The 16423-nt window shown below is 55.6% G+C and carries 11 protein-coding genes; 7 read left to right on the top strand and 4 right to left on the bottom strand.

What is annotated here, in order from left to right; translation table 11 throughout:
• The first annotated feature begins 23 nt into the window (after positions 1-23).
• The 4 genes from ACI2J2_RS17370 (at position 24) to dolP (ending at position 3740) form a co-directional block, all read left to right on the top strand.
• Entirely contained in the window at positions 24-2051 is a 2028-nt protein-coding gene (locus tag ACI2J2_RS17370; protein WP_404760518.1) for a penicillin-binding protein activator, read from the top strand.
• On the top strand, positions 2048-2401 hold the full coding sequence (locus ACI2J2_RS17375) for a YraN family protein (protein ID WP_209637183.1): 354 nt from the start codon (positions 2048-2050) through the stop codon (positions 2399-2401). The genes ACI2J2_RS17370 and ACI2J2_RS17375 overlap by 4 nt, the downstream gene beginning before the upstream one ends.
• A 163-nt stretch (positions 2402-2564) precedes the next feature.
• On the top strand, positions 2565-3155 hold the full coding sequence (diaA, locus tag ACI2J2_RS17380; RefSeq protein ID WP_037416387.1) for a DnaA initiator-associating protein DiaA: 591 nt from the start codon (positions 2565-2567) through the stop codon (positions 3153-3155).
• 9 nt (positions 3156-3164) lie between these two features.
• Complete coding sequence (gene dolP / locus ACI2J2_RS17385; protein ID WP_037416385.1) at positions 3165-3740, top strand: division/outer membrane stress-associated lipid-binding lipoprotein; 576 nt, start codon at positions 3165-3167, stop codon at positions 3738-3740.
• Positions 3741-3780: 40 nt separating this feature from the next.
• Here the strand turns inward: dolP and mtgA are convergent, their stop codons facing one another.
• The 3 genes from mtgA to arcB all read right to left on the bottom strand — a co-directional run bounded on the left by mtgA (position 3781) and on the right by arcB (position 7739).
• Positions 3781-4512: a monofunctional biosynthetic peptidoglycan transglycosylase gene (gene mtgA / locus ACI2J2_RS17390; RefSeq protein WP_209637181.1), complete on the bottom strand. Its 732-nt coding sequence runs from the start codon at positions 4510-4512 to the stop codon at positions 3781-3783.
• Entirely contained in the window at positions 4509-5162 is a 654-nt protein-coding gene (gene elbB / locus ACI2J2_RS17395; RefSeq protein WP_404760519.1) for an isoprenoid biosynthesis glyoxalase ElbB, read from the bottom strand. The genes mtgA and elbB overlap by 4 nt, the downstream gene beginning before the upstream one ends.
• 237 nt (positions 5163-5399) lie before the next feature.
• Positions 5400-7739 (bottom strand): aerobic respiration two-component sensor histidine kinase ArcB, encoded by a 2340-nt coding sequence (gene arcB / locus ACI2J2_RS17400; protein ID WP_209637177.1) that lies wholly within the window; start codon positions 7737-7739, stop codon positions 5400-5402.
• 410 nt (positions 7740-8149) lie between these two features.
• Between arcB and ACI2J2_RS17405 the strand changes: the two genes are divergently transcribed.
• Positions 8150-8857 carry a phosphatase PAP2 family protein gene (locus ACI2J2_RS17405; RefSeq protein WP_404760520.1) on the top strand — a complete coding sequence of 236 codons (708 nt, stop codon included), beginning with the start codon at positions 8150-8152 and terminating at the stop codon, positions 8855-8857.
• Here ACI2J2_RS17405 and ACI2J2_RS17410 read toward each other — a convergent pair.
• Positions 8852-9784 carry a TIGR01212 family radical SAM protein gene (locus tag ACI2J2_RS17410; protein ID WP_404760569.1) on the bottom strand — a complete coding sequence of 311 codons (933 nt, stop codon included), beginning with the start codon at positions 9782-9784 and terminating at the stop codon, positions 8852-8854. The genes ACI2J2_RS17405 and ACI2J2_RS17410 overlap by 6 nt on opposite strands.
• Positions 9785-10479: 695 nt before the next feature.
• Between ACI2J2_RS17410 and gltB the strand changes: the two genes are divergently transcribed.
• Positions 10480-14940 carry a glutamate synthase large subunit gene (gene gltB, locus ACI2J2_RS17415; RefSeq protein WP_209637173.1) on the top strand — a complete coding sequence of 1487 codons (4461 nt, stop codon included), beginning with the start codon at positions 10480-10482 and terminating at the stop codon, positions 14938-14940.
• Positions 14941-14950: 10 nt separating this feature from the next.
• Positions 14951-16369, top strand: a complete 1419-nt coding sequence (locus tag ACI2J2_RS17420; protein ID WP_265555903.1) for a glutamate synthase small subunit — start codon at positions 14951-14953, stop codon at positions 16367-16369.
• Positions 16370-16423 lie beyond the last annotated feature (54 nt).

Raw genomic sequence — 16423 nt, forward strand, 5'->3', positions numbered from 1 at the left:
AAAAAAACATCACTGGATACAGTATGCTTTCCTCAACATTCGTTCGTACCAAAGCAGGGCGTTCAAAGCCTGTCCGACTTACCGCAGTTATCGCGGCAGCTCTTTTCCTCGCAGGCTGCCCGAGTCAGGCCCCGCAGACGCCGCCCGCTAATATACAGGACGAAGCGAGCGCCAGTTCCGATTACTATCTGCAGCAGTTGCAGCAAAGCAGTAATGATAACAAGGCTGACTGGCAATTACTTGCTATTCGCGCGCTGTTACGCGAAGGGAAACTGCCGCAAGCCAGTGAACAACTGAACCAGCTGCCAAAAAACCTGAGCAACGTGCAGCAGACAGAACGCCAACTGCTGAGTGCTGAGCTCCAAGTGGCGAACAAAAGCTATGTCAGTGCCCGCAGTACATTAGGCCATCTGGATACCGGCTCGTTGTCAGCCAACCAGTTGGTGCGCTTCTATCAGGCGCAGATCGCCGCCAATCAGGGCAAACCTTCCCTGCCGCTCATCCGTGCTTATATTGCACAAGAGCCCTTGCTGACCGGCAAAGCACACCAAACTAACCTGGATCAAACCTGGCAGGCATTGTTGCAGCTGACACCCCAGGATATGAACAGCCTGGTGATCAACGCCAATGAGAATGTGCTGCAAGGCTGGCTTGATCTGTTGCGTGTTTATCAGGACAACAAACAGGATCCTGATCTACTGAAGGCAGGCATTAAAGACTGGCAAAACCGTTACCCGCAGAATCCGGCGGCAAAAACGTTGCCGACCCAATTAAACCAGGTGCTTAACTTTACCCAGGCGTCTACGTCAAAAATTGCGCTGCTGTTGCCGCTGAACGGCCAGGCTAAAGTGTTCGCCGACGCGATCCAAAAAGGTTTTGAAGCGGCGAAGAATGGCGTGACGTATTCGGCACCGGTGCAACAGCAGCAACAACCTGTCAGCGCCCCCGATCAGGCACCTGCCCCAACGGACCAAAACGCCAATGGTGCGGTAAGCACCTCTGCACCGTCAGCTGAAGCTGCTCCGGTCACCGCCGCACAACCGTCTACAGCGTCCACTGCGCCTATTACGCCGCCACAAGCCGCTAATGCACAGATTAAGGTCTATGACACCACCAGCCAGCCACTGGCCGCGTTGCTGACGCAGGCACAGCAGGATGGCGCAACCCTGGTGGTCGGTCCGCTGCTGAAAGAAAATGTCGATCAGCTGGCCAGCAGCACGACGACGTTGAACGTACTGGCGCTCAATCAGCCGGAAACACCGAAAGACAACCCAAATATTTGCTACTTCGCACTTTCACCGGAAGACGAAGCCCGTGATGCCGCACGCCACATCTGGGAACAGCAGAAACGGCAACCGCTGTTGCTGATCCCGCGCGGTGCCTTCGGCGATCGCGTTGCTAAAGCCTTTAATCAGGAGTGGCAGAAACTGGGTGGTCAGACCGTGTTGCAACAAAGCATCGGGTCACCGGGTGAATTGCGTCAGATGGTGAACAGCGGCGGCATTCGCATGTCCGGCACCCCCATCTCTGCGGCACCTGCGCCACAGGCGGTAACCATTGCCGGGCTGACCATTCCTGCACCGCCAAGCGACACGCCTGCAACCAGCGGTGGCGGCGTGGACGCGGTCTATATCGTAGCGACGCAGTCTCAGCTGACACTGATCAAACCGATGATCGACATGGCTACCACCTCGCGCAGTAAGCCGGCCATGTACGCCAGCTCACGCAGCTACCAGGCCGGTGCCGGCCCGGACTTCCGTCTGGAAATGGAAGGTCTGCAGTTCAGCGACATTCCGTTGTTGGCCGGTTCCAACCCGCAATTGTTGCAGCAGGCAAGCAGCCAGTTCCGTAGTGATTATTCGCTGGTACGTCTGTACGCCATGGGGATGGATGCCTGGACATTGTCCAACCACTTTGCTGAAATGCGCCAACTGCCTGGCTTCCAGGTCTCAGGCACGACGGGTGTGCTCACATCCTCACAGGGTTGTGTGATCAACCGAAAACTGCCTTGGCTGCAATACCGTCAGGGTATGGTCGTTCCGGTCTCTTGAGTCAACGCGCCACAGGGGCGGGCTATGAGTTACAAGCCCGCCATTATCTGGAACGCGCCGGGCTCACCTTCTTCGCCGCCAACGTGGCGGTGCGTGGCGGTGAGCTCGATCTTATCATGCGCGAGGGTAAAACCTGGGTGTTCGTAGAAGTCCGCTACCGCCGCAACGACACTTTTGGTGGTGCGGCAGCCAGCGTCACTTATCGTAAGCAACAACGGTTGTTGCATGCCGCCGCCGTTTGGTTGGCGGGGCGCGGAGCCAGTTTTGACACATCATCTTGCCGTTTTGATGTTTTGGCCATCACCGGTAGCCAGTTAGAATGGATACCCAACGCCTTCAATGCGGATTAAACATTATTTATACCCTATGGATTTCACGTTGCAGTTAGGCAACCTGCGCACTCATCCCAAGCGCTTACAAAGGGTGAGTGAATGCAGAGAACAACGCTACAGCTTGAAAAACGACGGGTATACCGGTGCCAAGTGGCCCTTTGACTGAGTGGATTAATACAACGTGCTGGATAGAATTAAAGCCTGTTTTACCGAAAGCATCCAAACCCAGATTGCGGCGGCGGAGGCTTTACCCGACGCCATTTCGCGAGCAGCGATGACGCTGGTCCAATCTTTACTTAACGGTAATAAAATTCTTTGTTGCGGTAATGGCACCTCGGCAGCCAACGCACAGCATTTCGCCGCCAGCATGATCAACCGCTTTGAAACCGAGCGCCCAAGCCTGCCGGCAATTGCTCTCAATGCCGATAACGTGGTGCTGACGGCGATCACTAACGATCGCCTGCACGATGAAGTTTATGCCAAGCAAGTCCGCGCGCTCGGCCATGCCGGCGACGTGTTGTTGGCAATTTCCACCCGCGGCAACAGCCGTGATATTGTAAAAGCAGTCGAAGCCGCAGTGACGCGTGATATGACCATTGTCGCGCTGACCGGTTACGACGGCGGTGAACTGGCCGGCTTGCTCGGTCAGCAGGATGTCGAAATCCGCATCCCCTCGCACCGCAGTGCACGCATTCAGGAAATGCATATGCTCACCGTAAATTGCCTATGCGACCTGATAGATAGTACGTTGTTTCCCCACCAGGACGATTAAGGAACTGAGATGAAGCTGAAAGCCACATTTGCAGTGCTGTCCAGCGCCCTGCTGTTACAAGGTTGTATTGCAGGCGTTGTCGTTGGCAGCGCCGCTGTTGCCACCAAAACCGCCACCGACCCACGTAGCGTGGGTACTCAGGTAGACGACGGCACGCTGGAAGCCCGGGTTGAGAACGCCCTAAGTAAAGATCAGCAGTTGAAAAAAGATGCCCGCGTCGTCGCAACGGCTTACCAGGGTAAAGTGTTATTGACGGGTCAGGCGCCAAGCACCGATCTGGCCGCACGCGCCAAACAAATCGCGATGGGTGTTGAAGGTACGACCGAAGTGTATAACGAGATCCGCCAAGGTACCCCGGTCAGCCTGAGCACGGCCTCTTCCGATACCTGGATCACCACCAAGGTACGTTCACAGCTGCTCACCAGCGATACGGTGAAGTCATCGAATGTGAAAGTCACCACAGAAAACGGTGAAGTGTTCCTGCTGGGCCTGGTGACACCACAAGAAGGGCAGTCAGCGGCACAAATCGCCAGCCAGGTGAGCGGTGTGAAACACGTCACCACGGCCTTTACTTCAGTGAAATAACCCGCGGCGCCGGATAAGGCACTTGCCTTCATCCGGCGCGTTAATCCAGATTATTCTCTTTCAAAAACGCGTCCCCGCCCAGTTGGCGCATCTGGCGCATAATCCATTGCTGCCGTTGTATCACGTAACCCGAAGGGGCATTCGCCTTGAAACGGTGCGGGTTCGGCAATACCGCTGCCAGCAATGCAGCCTCTGATGCGGTCAGCCGCTTGGCCGGTTTATTGAAGAAACGTTGTGATGCCTCCTCCACACCGAAAATACCGTCGCCGAACTCGACGATATTCAGGTACACCGTCAAGATACGCCGTTTGGTCCATACCAGCTCAATACCCGATGTCAGCCCGGCCTCAAGCCCTTTGCGCAACCAACTGCGGCCATCCCACAGAAACAGGTTCTTGGCAGTTTGCTGCGACAGCGTAGAGGCACCGCGGATGCGCGTCGGGCGTTTCTCGTTGTGGCTGAACGCCTTTTCTATCGCCGCCACGTCAAAACCCCAGTGGTCAGGGAATTTCTGATCTTCGGCTGCCATCACCGCCAGCGCCATCTGCGGGGAAATATCGTCCATCGACACCCAGTCGGAATGTGCCACGTAGCTAAAGTCCCCCCTCAACCAGGCCCCCACCTGCCGTTCCACCATGACGGAAGAAAAAGGCACTGGCAGAAAAGCAAAGGCGACAATCCCTAATAGCCACACCCCGACCAGGACAAGAAGTCCACGTTTCAGCCAAAACCCCAGCCGGGATAAAATCGATTTTCCCGCAGACTTTCTCATTCAGCCAAATCCAGCACCCGTGAAACCAGCTTATCAATCCCGCTGGCTGCTTCACCGATAGATTTCGCCAGCATATAGGCCGGTGTCGTTACCACTTTGTTTTCACTGTCCACCACGATGTCATCGACTGGGCAAATCACCGGTTCACCGCCCATGGCATCAATCACTTCACCCAGGTCTGGATCGTTGCCAATGGTCAGCCGCACTTGTTGATCCAGCAACTTTGGCAGCAACGCAGGGGCAATGCACATAAAACCGATTGGTTTATTTGCCTTATGCATTTGCTGCGTTAACTTAACCAAATCCTTATCAATCCAGCATCCCGCGCCTTCGCTTGCAAAACTGCTGAGGTTCTTCGCGGCACCAAATCCACCTGGGACGATCAGGGCGTCCAACTGACTGGCATCGGCGTGTGAAAGCGGACGGACCTCGCCTCGGGCAATGCGTGCTGACTCCACTAAAACATTGCGCTGCTCTGGTGCTTCATCGCCAGATAAGTGATTAATAACATGAAGTTGAGGTTTATCAGGCGCAAAGCACACTGCTTTCGCCCCCGCGCGGTCCAACGCCAACAGTGTCAGAACGGCTTCATGGATCTCCGTACCGTCATAAACCCCGCAGCCACTTAGCACTACACCCACGTTTTTCATCACCCTTCCTCCTGTCGATACTGTCAACTGGTTAGTGCTCGGAGTAGACAAACACTAATCTACATCACACATTTTAATGAATCTTCTAACAAGAGCGCTTACATTTGCTATGTTGTTGGCTGTATGATGTTTAGGAATTCTCTACAACCTGCTCGACCAGAACATGAAATCCAATACGCAGGTTCACAATTTCCCTGGTGTTGGCGCAATATTCGCGCACCCCGGCTTAGGTCGGGGTCATTTTTTTTCAGCGTTCGCTACCCATTCCCGCAGCACTTGCACATCGTTACGCCATTCCTGTTTCAGTTCATCAACCCAGTCCTGCACGTTATCCCACCATGCCGGCAGCGTTGGCGTTTGGATTTGCTGGGCAAGCTGTTGCAGATGACGTAAACCCACCGAACCTGCCGCACCTTTAATTTTATGCGCCTCTTCTGTGATGCCTTTCTGATCGCGCGCCGTCATATTGGAGTCCAGCACCGCCAGATAACCTGGCATCATCTGCTCAAACATCTCCAGGCTTTGATGAATCAACTGCGGCCCCACCAGGTCCATATACTGTTCCAGCACGGTGGTATCCAGTAACGACTCATTAATCTGCATCGTCTTTTGCTCCGTTTTCTTTGTGGTGTGAGAGGATTGGTGATCCCAGTAATGTTTAATGACTTTGGTCAACGCCGGTACCGACAATGGCTTACTCAGCACGTCGTCCATTCCTGCGTCGAGGTACTCTTTTTTGTCTTTCAGCACGTTGGCCGTCAACGCCACCAAGGGGGGTAGTGCCTGCCCGGCATAGCGCTCACGCAGTATCCGAGCGATATCCAGCCCGGTCATGTCCGGCAGTTGGATATCCAGTAACACCAGATCGAACTCGTCCGGATCAAACATCGCCAGCGCATCCTGGCCATTCATCGCGACTTCTACGCTGTTACCCAGTTTCTCCAGCACTGAACGTGCCACAATCACATTCAGTTCAATATCCTCCACCAGCAGGATATGCAGAGCCGGCAATGGCAGTGCTTCTTCGGCCGGTGTTTCGTTTTCCGCTTCCTGTACCCCTGGCGCCTTAATGGACAACGTGAAGCAAGAACCGTGCCCCTGTACGCTGCTGACGGTAATATCACCGCCCATGCTCTGCGCCAGCCGCTTGGAAACCGCCAGTCCAATGCCGGTACCGGTCGCCGGGCGACCGCCATGCTGATCCTTCACCTGATAATACATAGCGAAAATCTTGTCTTGTTCGTCCTGAGGAATCCCCATACCGGAGTCTTCAACCTCAAACACCAACCGATCCTGTTCCTCGCGCCGCACGCGCACCACGATCCGCCCTTGCGGGGTGAATTTGACCGCATTGCCGATCAGGTTCCACAAGATTTGCCGCAGGCGGGTACCGTCAGTGATGATTTGTTGCGGCAGCGGTTGCTGCGGCTCCATCACAAATTGCAGCCCTTTCGGTTGTGCCAGCAGGCCAGAGAGGTTTTCCAGGTCGGCGAGGAAACCGGTGAAATCTACCGGTTGGTTGTCGAGCTGCACTTTGCGCCGCTCAAGCTTGTCCATCTCGATAATGTCATTGAAGATATTGCCCAGCGTAATGGCACTGACATGGATGGTTTTGAGGTACTTCAGCTGTTCGTCGTTTAAATCGGTATCGAGCAGAATGCGGCTTAAGCCAACAATGCCATTAAGCGGCGTACGAAGCTCGTGGCTGATTGTTGAGATGAAGGTGGTCTTGTCCCTACTGGCGTTCTCCAGCGCGTCCTGGTAGCGCTTACGCTCGGTTATATCGCGGCCAAAGCCCATAAGCCCGTGACGTTTACCCACTCGGTCGTAAAACGGGACCTTACGCAATTCAAAACAGGCCTTGCGCCCGTCCGGATAAACCAGCCACTGTTCATAAGTCAGGGAGACGTTGTGACGGAATACTTTTTCGTCGGTTTCTATCACTTTCTCGGCAATTTCCTGGCCGTAAACATCAAACGGCGTTAGCCCAATCAGCTGTTTTTCGCTTTTGCCGGTCAACAGCTCCATTGCCCGGTTACAGCCGGAGAACTCTTTGTCTTCGTTGCGGTAATACACCAGGTCCGGTGAAGCATCGAGGAATGAACGTAACAGTGCCGACTGCTGGCCCAGTTCGATCTGCGCTAACTCACGCTGTTCCATCTCTTCGGTCAGCTTGTCCATCACCTGCTGGCGTTCTTCTTCTGCCTTGATACGGTCGGCGATTTCCTGATTCAGTTGGCTGATGTTGTCCTTAAGCTGTTGATTAAGCTCGAGGTCGCGGTGGCGCATTTCTTCCAGCTTATCAACCAGCCGCGCCAGACGCTGGCGTGACTCCTCAAGCTGTTCGACCACCACAGACAGAAAGTAAACCGCCCACGGCGTAATCAATAGACCGAAGAAAATTGAGCGCACCACGTCAATGCTTTCTACTTCGCCACGCAGCAGCATGGTCACCGCCATCTGCACCACCATCGCCAGCACCACCAATGCCGACGCCAGCAGCAGCGAAAAACGCACTAGCCCCAGTTTTACCATTAAATCAACGTAGTACTGGGCTAACACCCTGATTTGCTTCATAGCGGCTCCCATCAGACATAATCTTTTGAATCATACCGCAAATTTTTCCGCCGTGTCTGAGAGTCAAGTCCTGCTAACGGAAAATAGCGGCGTCTGGCGTGCAAAAGGCAGTTCATCGCCCTGCCGCAGTCCAAAACCACATTAATCAACCCGCTCATACTTAGGGATTAATCACTTGTAGCGAAAAGATTTTTTCTGTGACCCACCCCACACCTCAGCCGCTTGAGAGCGCCTTTCCGTTAATATATTAATGATGCACCGTGCATGCGCTTGCTTTCGCAGACACGGATAGCGAAGCCTTGAGGCTTGAAGTAAGGGAAAGGATTTCATCCCGCGGTTTACTTTCACCGGCAGCAGCGCTGTGGCCGGCCCCGGCAGGCTTCCTCATTTCCCTGATGTGAGGATTGACCATGTTAACCATCTATCGCACCACCCTGCTCGCCCTGTTTCTGACCGTTATTTTTCCCCTGAAGGCCGCAGCCGCCGTTACCGGCTATCTGAGTGCGGAACAGCGGCAAATCGCCCCGTTGTTGCCACCGCCCCCCTCAATGGATACGCCGCTGAACCGGGCGGATCTGCAGGCGGTGTTGGCCCTACAGGCTAGCCGCACCACGGAACAAATCGCCAAAGCCAAGCGGGATGATCATCTGGCGGACGCCGCATTTCCCTTCGCCCGCGATATCTTCGGCCCGACGTTCACCGCCGATCGTCATCCGATCACCGTGGCCCTGTTCCGCCGGGTCTATCAAGATTTTGAACAAAGCCTGATGCCCGCCAAAGCCTTCTATGGTCGCCCGCGCCCTTATGAGGCCGACAACCGCGTGAAGCCGCTGTTGCCGCCGCCAGAAGGCGACTCTTACCCCAGCGGACACGCGATGGACAGCTACCTGACGGCGATCCTGCTGGCGCAGATGGTGCCGGAAAAACGCAGCGCGCTGTTTGAACAGGCGGCGAGTAATGCGCAAAGCAGAGTGATTGCCGGCGTTCACTACCCGAGCGATTTGGAAGGCGGCAAATTGGCGGCGACGGCGCTCGCCGCTCGGCTGCTGGCGAACCCGCAGCTGCAGGCCGACTTGCAACGCGCACGATCAGAAGTTCGCGCCAGCCTGCAGTTATAGCGTCGGTGAATAACACAGGGCGGCGTCCAGCGCGCTGCCCTGCCCGCCGTGACGTTGCAAGTAGCCACCCACTGCCTGCATACCGTTCCAACGGTTTTCGCACCATAATGGTGCCAATAACGTCGGCCTGCGTGCGCTGGCAGAAATACGGTGATACACCACGTCTTTCGGCGTATGGCGGATCATCTCACCCGCACTGGTGGCATACTCATCAAGCGCTAACTCGGGCAGCCTGCCAGCTCGCCAGGCCCGCGCCAGCGTGCTCCCCGTAACAATATGCAGCGGATGCAGTTTGATGCCATCCACACCGCAGTCCACCACCTGTTCCAGTGAAGCCAAGTGGTCGGCGGCGCTTTCCCCAGGCAACCCGACGATCAGGTGACTGCACACCTTCAGCCCGCGCTCGCGTGCCAACCGGGCCGTATGTTGATAACAGGAGAAATCATGGCCTCGGTTGATGCGTTTTAGCGTTTTATCGTGCGCCGTCTGCAACCCAAGCTCCAACCAGACTTCGTAGCCCTGCTCGAGGTAACTCGCCAGCAAATCCAGTGCGGCGGGTGGCACACAGTCCGGGCGCGTGCCGACGCAGATACCCACCATATCCGCCTGTGCCAGCGCCTGTTGGTACATCTGCGCCAACAGGCTCACTTCTGCATAAGTACTGGTATAAGCCTGAAAATAGGCGAGGTAGCGCTTTGCGCGATTCACTCTGACGGCCTGCTGTGCCAGCTGTTCAGCTATGCTCTGTTGTTGCATCTGCTCATCGGCAAAAGAGGCAACATGACAAAAGGTGCAGCCACCGCGCCCCAGCGTGCCGTCGCGGTTAGGGCAACTAAAACCGCCGTGTAGCGTGAGTTTATGGATCTTTTCACCGTGTCGGCGCTGAAGATCGGCGCCAAACATATTGACTAATTGCGGCAACTGCATAATCTTGATTGTCTCTGTGCTCAAAGCCCGTGATGCTAATAAGAAACGGCTTTTCCCGCGATGACAGAGATCAACGCTTTCCCCGCAAGGCTTCACCAGGCATAACTATTCATTATAAATGCAAATAAAATCATCTTGGCTGAGATGAATTTTTCTTATTTGCACGCAACCGTTAACGCCAGTGTGACAAAGCGATGAAAAATAGTTTCAAACAACAAAAAATAATAAATTACTAGAATAAAACTCTGACATTCCCGCCCGCACTAGCATGGTGCAGAGATTCAGGCGTTGCACTATAGTGAGACAGCTCACATTTCTCTGGGACCTTGCGCGCCGTCACACAACCTCAAAAATTGAAATAAATCATTATATATCAAACTATTAAACACCATTAATTCAATAAAAAACCCCCTTAGGCCTATATTTGACCTGCGTATTCTTTCTCGCTAAGTTGGAAGTCCGCTGGAAGCTTTCTGGACGGGCAAACGTCTCGTCATATTTATGCAGTAATTTAAGACTCCCTCTTAAAACAAGTCATGTACCACTTGTGAGAACCGTCACGAGAGGCCATTAACGGAGGGCGGAAAAGCAGATCGGCGAATATCAAGCTTGCTGATTGGACTTCTGCCAACGTTGGGAAGCCCGCTCGTGAGTCGGTTGTGAGAGTCACGCAGAGCCTGGGGAGGTTCACTGATATGTTGTACGATAAATCCCAAGAGCGGGACAACTGTGGTTTCGGCCTGATCGCCCACATAGAAGGCGAACCTAGCCATAAGGTCGTGCGTACCGCGATTCACGCATTGGCCCGTATGCAGCACCGTGGCGCAATCCTTGCTGACGGCAAGACTGGCGACGGTTGCGGCCTGTTATTGCAAAAGCCCGACCGCTTTTTCCGCATGGTGGCGGAAGAGCGCGGCTGGCGTTTAGCCAAGAACTACGCCGTTGGCATGATGTTCCTCAGCCAGAATGAAGAGGAAGCCCGTGCCAGCCGCCGCATTGTCGAAGAAGAACTGCAAAATGAAACGCTGTCCGTTGTCGGCTGGCGTGAAGTGCCGACCAACCCGGACGTGCTGGGCGAGATTGCCCTCTCTTCTCTGCCGCGTATTGAGCAAATCTTTGTTAACGCCCCGGCTGGTTGGCGCCCGCGTGATATGGAACGTCGCCTGTTTATCGCGCGCCGCCGTATAGAGAAACGCGTTCAGGACGACAGTTTCTATGTGTGCAGCTTCTCGAATCTGGTTACGATCTATAAAGGCCTGTGCATGCCTGCTGATCTGCCACGCTTCTATCTTGATCTGGCGGATCTGCGTTTGGAATCGGCTATTTGCCTGTTCCACCAGCGTTTCTCCACCAACACCGTGCCGCGCTGGCCGCTGGCACAGCCGTTCCGCTACCTGGCGCACAACGGCGAGATCAACACCATCACCGGCAACCGCCAGTGGGCTCGCGCACGTACTTATAAATTCCAGACGCCGCTGATTCCGGACCTGCAAACGGCAGCGCCGTTCGTTAACGAAACCGGCTCCGATTCCAGCTCGCTGGATAACATGTTGGAGCTGCTGCTGGCAGGTGGTATGGATTTGATCCGCGCCATGCGTCTGCTGGTACCGCCTGCCTGGCAGAATAACCCGGACATGGATACCGATCTGCGTGCCTTCTTCGACTTCAACTCGATGCACATGGAACCGTGGGACGGCCCTGCCGGTATCGTGATGTCCGATGGTCGCTACGCTGCCTGTAACCTGGACCGTAACGGTCTGCGTCCGGCGCGCTACGTCATCACCAAAGACAAACTGATTACCTGCGCTTCGGAAGTCGGCATTTGGGATTACCAGCCAGATGAAGTGGTAGAGAAAGGCCGTGTTGGCCCAGGCGAACTGATGGTGATCGACACCCGCAGCGGTAAGATCCTGCATTCCGCCGAGACCGATGACGATCTGAAAAGCCGCCATCCGTATAAAGAATGGATGGAAAAGAACGTTAAGCGCCTGGTGCCGTTTGAAGACTTGCCGGCCGATCAGGTTGGCAGCCGTGAACTGGACGACTCGCAGCTTGAAACTTACCAGAAGCAGTTTGGCTACAGCAGCGAAGAGCTGGATCAGGTGATCCGCGTGCTGGGCGAGATTGGTCAGGAAGCCACCGGCTCAATGGGTGACGATACCCCGTTCGCCGTGCTCTCCAGCCGCCCGCGTATTATTTACGACTATTTCCGCCAGCAGTTCGCCCAGGTGACCAACCCGCCTATCGATCCACTGCGCGAAGCACATGTGATGTCGCTGGCGACCAGCATCGGCCGGGAAATGAACGTGTTCTGCGAGGCCGAAGGCCAGGCGCACCGTTTAAGTTTTAAATCGCCGATCCTGCTGTACTCCGATTTCAAACAGCTCACCACGCTGGAAGGCGAATACTATCGCGCCGACACGCTTGATCTGACCTTCGATCCGGCCGAGCAGGATCTGGAGCAGACCATCCGCGCCCTGTGCGACGAGGCGGAACGTAAAGTCCGTGACGGCGCCGTGCTGCTGGTGCTGTCCGACCGCGCTATTTCCACCAGCCGTTTGCCGGTGCCTGCGCCTATGGCCGTCGGTGCAATCCAGACCCGTTTGGTCGAAAAGAGCCTGCGCTGTGACGCCAACATTATCGTTGAAACCGCCAGCGCCCGCGATCCACACCATTTCGCCGTGCTGTTGGGCTTCGGCGCGACGGCCGTCTACCCCTATCTGGCCTACGAAACGTTGGCCAAGCTGGTAGATACCCAAGCGATCGATAAGAAATACCGTGATGTGATGCTGAACTACCGCAACGGCATCAACAAAGGCTTGTACAAGATCATGTCCAAAATGGGCATCTCGACTATCGCGTCTTATCGCTGCGCCAAGCTGTTCGAGGCTGTCGGCCTGCATCGCGATCTGTCCGATTTGTGCTTCCAGGGCGTGGTCAGCCGCATCGGTGGCGCCAGCTTCAGCGACATCCAACAGGATCTGCAAAACCTGTCCAAACGCGCATGGCTGAAACGCAAACCGCTAGAACAAGGCGGCCTGCTGAAGTTCGTTCACGACGGGGAGTACCATGCGTACAACCCAGACGTAGTGAGCACGTTGCAAACCGCGGTTCACAGTGGCAAATACAGCGACTATCAGACATATGCCAAGCTGGTGAACGAACGCCCGGTCGCTATGCTGCGCGATCTGTTGGCCATTACGCCGAAAGGCACGCCAATTCCGGTTGATCAGGTTGAGCCCGCCGAATCGTTGTTCAAACGCTTCGATACCGCAGCCATGTCCATCGGTGCTCTAAGCCCGGAAGCGCATGAATCACTGGCGATCGCGATGAACAGCCTCGGCGGTTTCTCCAACTCCGGTGAAGGCGGCGAAGACCCGGCACGTTACGGCACCAATAAGGTGTCACGCATCAAACAGGTAGCGTCAGGCCGCTTCGGTGTGACTCCGGCCTATCTGGTGAATGCCGATGTGATCCAAATTAAAGTCGCGCAAGGGGCCAAGCCGGGTGAAGGCGGCCAGTTGCCGGGGGATAAAGTAACCCCTTATATCGCCAAGCTGCGTTATTCAGTGCCGGGCGTGACCTTGATTTCGCCACCACCGCACCATGACATCTATTCGATCGAGGATTTGGCACAGCTGATCTTCGACCTGAAACAGGTCAACCCAAAGGCCATGATCTCGGTGAAACTGGTTTCTGAGCCGGGCGTGGGTACCATCGCGACCGGTGTGGCAAAAGCCTATGCCGATCTGATCACCATTGCCGGTTACGACGGCGGCACCGGTGCCAGCCCGTTATCCTCAGTGAAATACGCCGGCTGCCCGTGGGAACTGGGTCTGGTGGAAACCCAGCAGGCTCTGGTGGCTAACGGCCTGCGCCATAAAATCCGCCTGCAGGTGGACGGCGGCCTGAAAACCGGCGTGGACATCGTTAAAGCGGCGATCCTGGGTGCGGAAAGCTTCGGTTTCGGCACTGGCCCAATGGTGGCGCTGGGTTGTAAGTACCTGCGTATCTGTCACCTGAACAACTGCGCTACAGGCGTGGCGACTCAAGATGAAAAACTGCGCCGCGATCACTACCACGGCCTGCCGGAGCGTGTGACCAATTACTTCCAGTTTATCGCACGTGAAACCCGCGAGATCATGGCGCAATTGGGGGTCAGCCAACTGGTGGATCTGATTGGTCGTACCGATTTCCTGACCGAGCTGGACGGCATCTCTGCCAAGCAGAACAAACTGGATCTGTCGCCGTTGCTGAAAACCGCCACGCCACATCCGGGCAAAGCGCTATATTGCACCGAAAGCAGCAACCCGCCGTTCGACCAAGGGTTGATGAACAAAGATCTGCTGGCGCAGGCGGAACCGCATATTGAAGCAAAAAGCAGCAAAGCCTTCTACTTCGATATCCGCAACACCGATCGTTCCGTGGGCGCAACCCTGTCCGGGGCCATCGCCACCGTGCATGGTGACCAGGGCATGGCAGCCGATCCGATCAAGGCGTACTTCTCCGGTACCGCGGGCCAGAGCTTTGGCGTATGGAATGCTGGCGGCGTCGAACTGACACTGACCGGCGACGCCAACGACTATGTCGGCAAAGGCATGGCCGGCGGTCGTATCGCCGTACGTCCGCCGATCGGTTCTGCGTTCCGCAGCCACGAAGCCAGCATCATCGGCAATACCTGCCTGTACGGTGCTACCGGCGGCAAGCTGTTTGCAGCAGGCCGGGCGGGTGAACGCTTCGCCGTACGTAACTCTGGCGCCATCACCGTGGTAGAAGGCATCGGTGACAACGGTTGTGAATACATGACCGGCGGCATCGTCTGCGTCCTGGGCAAAACCGGCATCAACTTTGGTGCAGGTATGACCGGCGGCTTCGCCTACGTCATGGATGAAGACGGCGAATTCCGTAAGCGTGTGAACCCAGAGCTGGTGGAAGTGTTGGATGTCGACCAGTTGGCAATTCATGAAGAGCACTTGCGCGGGCTGATTACCGAGCACGTGCAGGCGACCGGTTCATCGCGTGCGGAAGAGATTCTGGCTAACTGGCCGGAATGGGCGCCGAAGTTCGCTCTGGTCAAGCCGAAGTCCAGTGATGTCAAAGCATTGTTGGGTCACCGTAGTCGTTCCGCAGCAGAGCTGCGGGTTCAGGCGCAGTAAGAGGTCATTAATGAGTCAGAATGTTTATCAATTTATCGACCTGCAGCGCGTTGATCCGCCCAAGAAGCCGCTCAAGATCCGTAAAATTGAGTTTGTAGAGATTTACGAGCCGTTTTCGGAAACTCAGGCGAAGGCGCAGGCGGACCGTTGTCTGTCCTGTGGTAACCCTTATTGCGAATGGAAATGCCCGGTTCACAACTACATTCCGAACTGGCTGAAACTGGCAAACGAAGGCCGCATCATGGAAGCTGCAGATCTGGCACACCAGACCAACAGCCTGCCGGAAGTATGCGGTCGTGTCTGCCCCCAGGATCGTCTGTGTGAGGGCTCCTGTACCCTGAACGATGAGTTCGGTGCGGTGACTATCGGTAACATCGAGCGCTATATCAGTGATAAAGCGATCGAAATGGGCTGGAAGCCGGACATGTCTCATGTGCTGCCAACCGGCAAGCGCGTGGCGATCATCGGTGCCGGCCCTGCCGGTCTGGCCTGTGCCGACGTCCTGACCCGCAACGGCGTGAAAGCGGTGGTTTACGATCGTCATCCCGAGATCGGCGGTCTACTGACCTTCGGTATTCCCGCCTTCAAGCTGGAAAAAGAAGTGATGGTGAAACGTCGCGGCATTTTCAGCGAGATGGGCATTGAGTTCCAACTCAATACTGAAGTGGGCAAAGACATCGCGATGGAGACGCTGCTCAGTGAGTTTGATGCCGTATTCCTCGGTGTCGGGACTTATCAGTCGATGCGTGGCGGCCTGGAAAACGAAGACGCGCCGGGTGTCTACGACGCACTGCCGTTCTTGATCGCCAACACCAAACAGCTGATGGGTTACCAAGCTGAACAACACGAACCGTATGTCAGCATGGAAGGCAAACGTGTGGTGGTGCTTGGCGGCGGCGATACCGCGATGGACTGTGTACGCACCTCTATCCGTCAGGGGGCAACCGACGTTATCTGTGCTTACCGCCGTGATGAAGCCAATATGCCGGGCTCCAAACGTGAAGTGAAAAACGCCCGTGAAGAAGGGGTCGATTTCAAATTCAACCTGCAACCATTGAGCATCGAACTGAATAGCGCAGGCCGCGTAGCCGGCGTGAAAATGGTTCGTACTCAGTTGGGTGCACCGGATGCCAATGGCCGCCAGGTTGCAGAGCAGGTACCGGGATCTGAGCACATCATCGATGCCGATGCGGTGGTCATGGCCTTTGGTTTCCGCCCGCACCAAATGAACTGGCTGGCAGCTCACGACGTTGAGCTCGACAAACAGGGGCGTATTGTCGCACCGGAAAGCACCGAGAATGCCTTCCAGACCAGCAACCCGAAAATCTTCGCCGGTGGTGATGCGGTACGCGGTTCGGACTTGGTCGTTACCGCGATTGCCGAAGGCCGTAAGGCTGCTGATGGCATCATGAACTACCTGGAAGTTTAATCCTCTCCCGCTTTACCGCTAAGGGCCCGCAGTTCAGACTGGCGGGCCCTTTGT

Source organism: Serratia sp. NPDC087055, assembly GCF_044900985.1.
In the GTDB taxonomy this organism is placed as follows: domain Bacteria; phylum Pseudomonadota; class Gammaproteobacteria; order Enterobacterales; family Enterobacteriaceae; genus Serratia.

What these genes read in the sequence shown, in the direction of transcription:
- gltB (WP_209637173.1), top strand. Translation starts at nt 10,480, where the DNA reads ATGTTGTACGATAAATCCCAAGAGCGGGACAACTGTGGTTTCGGCCTG.
- arcB (WP_209637177.1), bottom strand. Translation starts at nt 7,739, where the DNA reads ATGAAGCAAATCAGGGTGTTAGCCCAGTACTACGTTGATTTAATGGTA.
- elbB (WP_404760519.1), bottom strand. Translation starts at nt 5,162, where the DNA reads ATGAAAAACGTGGGTGTAGTGCTAAGTGGCTGCGGGGTTTATGACGGT.
- ACI2J2_RS17410 (WP_404760569.1), bottom strand. Translation starts at nt 9,784, where the DNA reads ATGCAGTTGCCGCAATTAGTCAATATGTTTGGCGCCGATCTTCAGCGC.
- dolP (WP_037416385.1), top strand. Translation starts at nt 3,165, where the DNA reads ATGAAGCTGAAAGCCACATTTGCAGTGCTGTCCAGCGCCCTGCTGTTA.
- ACI2J2_RS17370 (WP_404760518.1), top strand. Translation starts at nt 24, where the DNA reads ATGCTTTCCTCAACATTCGTTCGTACCAAAGCAGGGCGTTCAAAGCCT.
- mtgA (WP_209637181.1), bottom strand. Translation starts at nt 4,512, where the DNA reads ATGAGAAAGTCTGCGGGAAAATCGATTTTATCCCGGCTGGGGTTTTGG.
- ACI2J2_RS17405 (WP_404760520.1), top strand. Translation starts at nt 8,150, where the DNA reads ATGTTAACCATCTATCGCACCACCCTGCTCGCCCTGTTTCTGACCGTT.
- ACI2J2_RS17420 (WP_265555903.1), top strand. Translation starts at nt 14,951, where the DNA reads ATGAGTCAGAATGTTTATCAATTTATCGACCTGCAGCGCGTTGATCCG.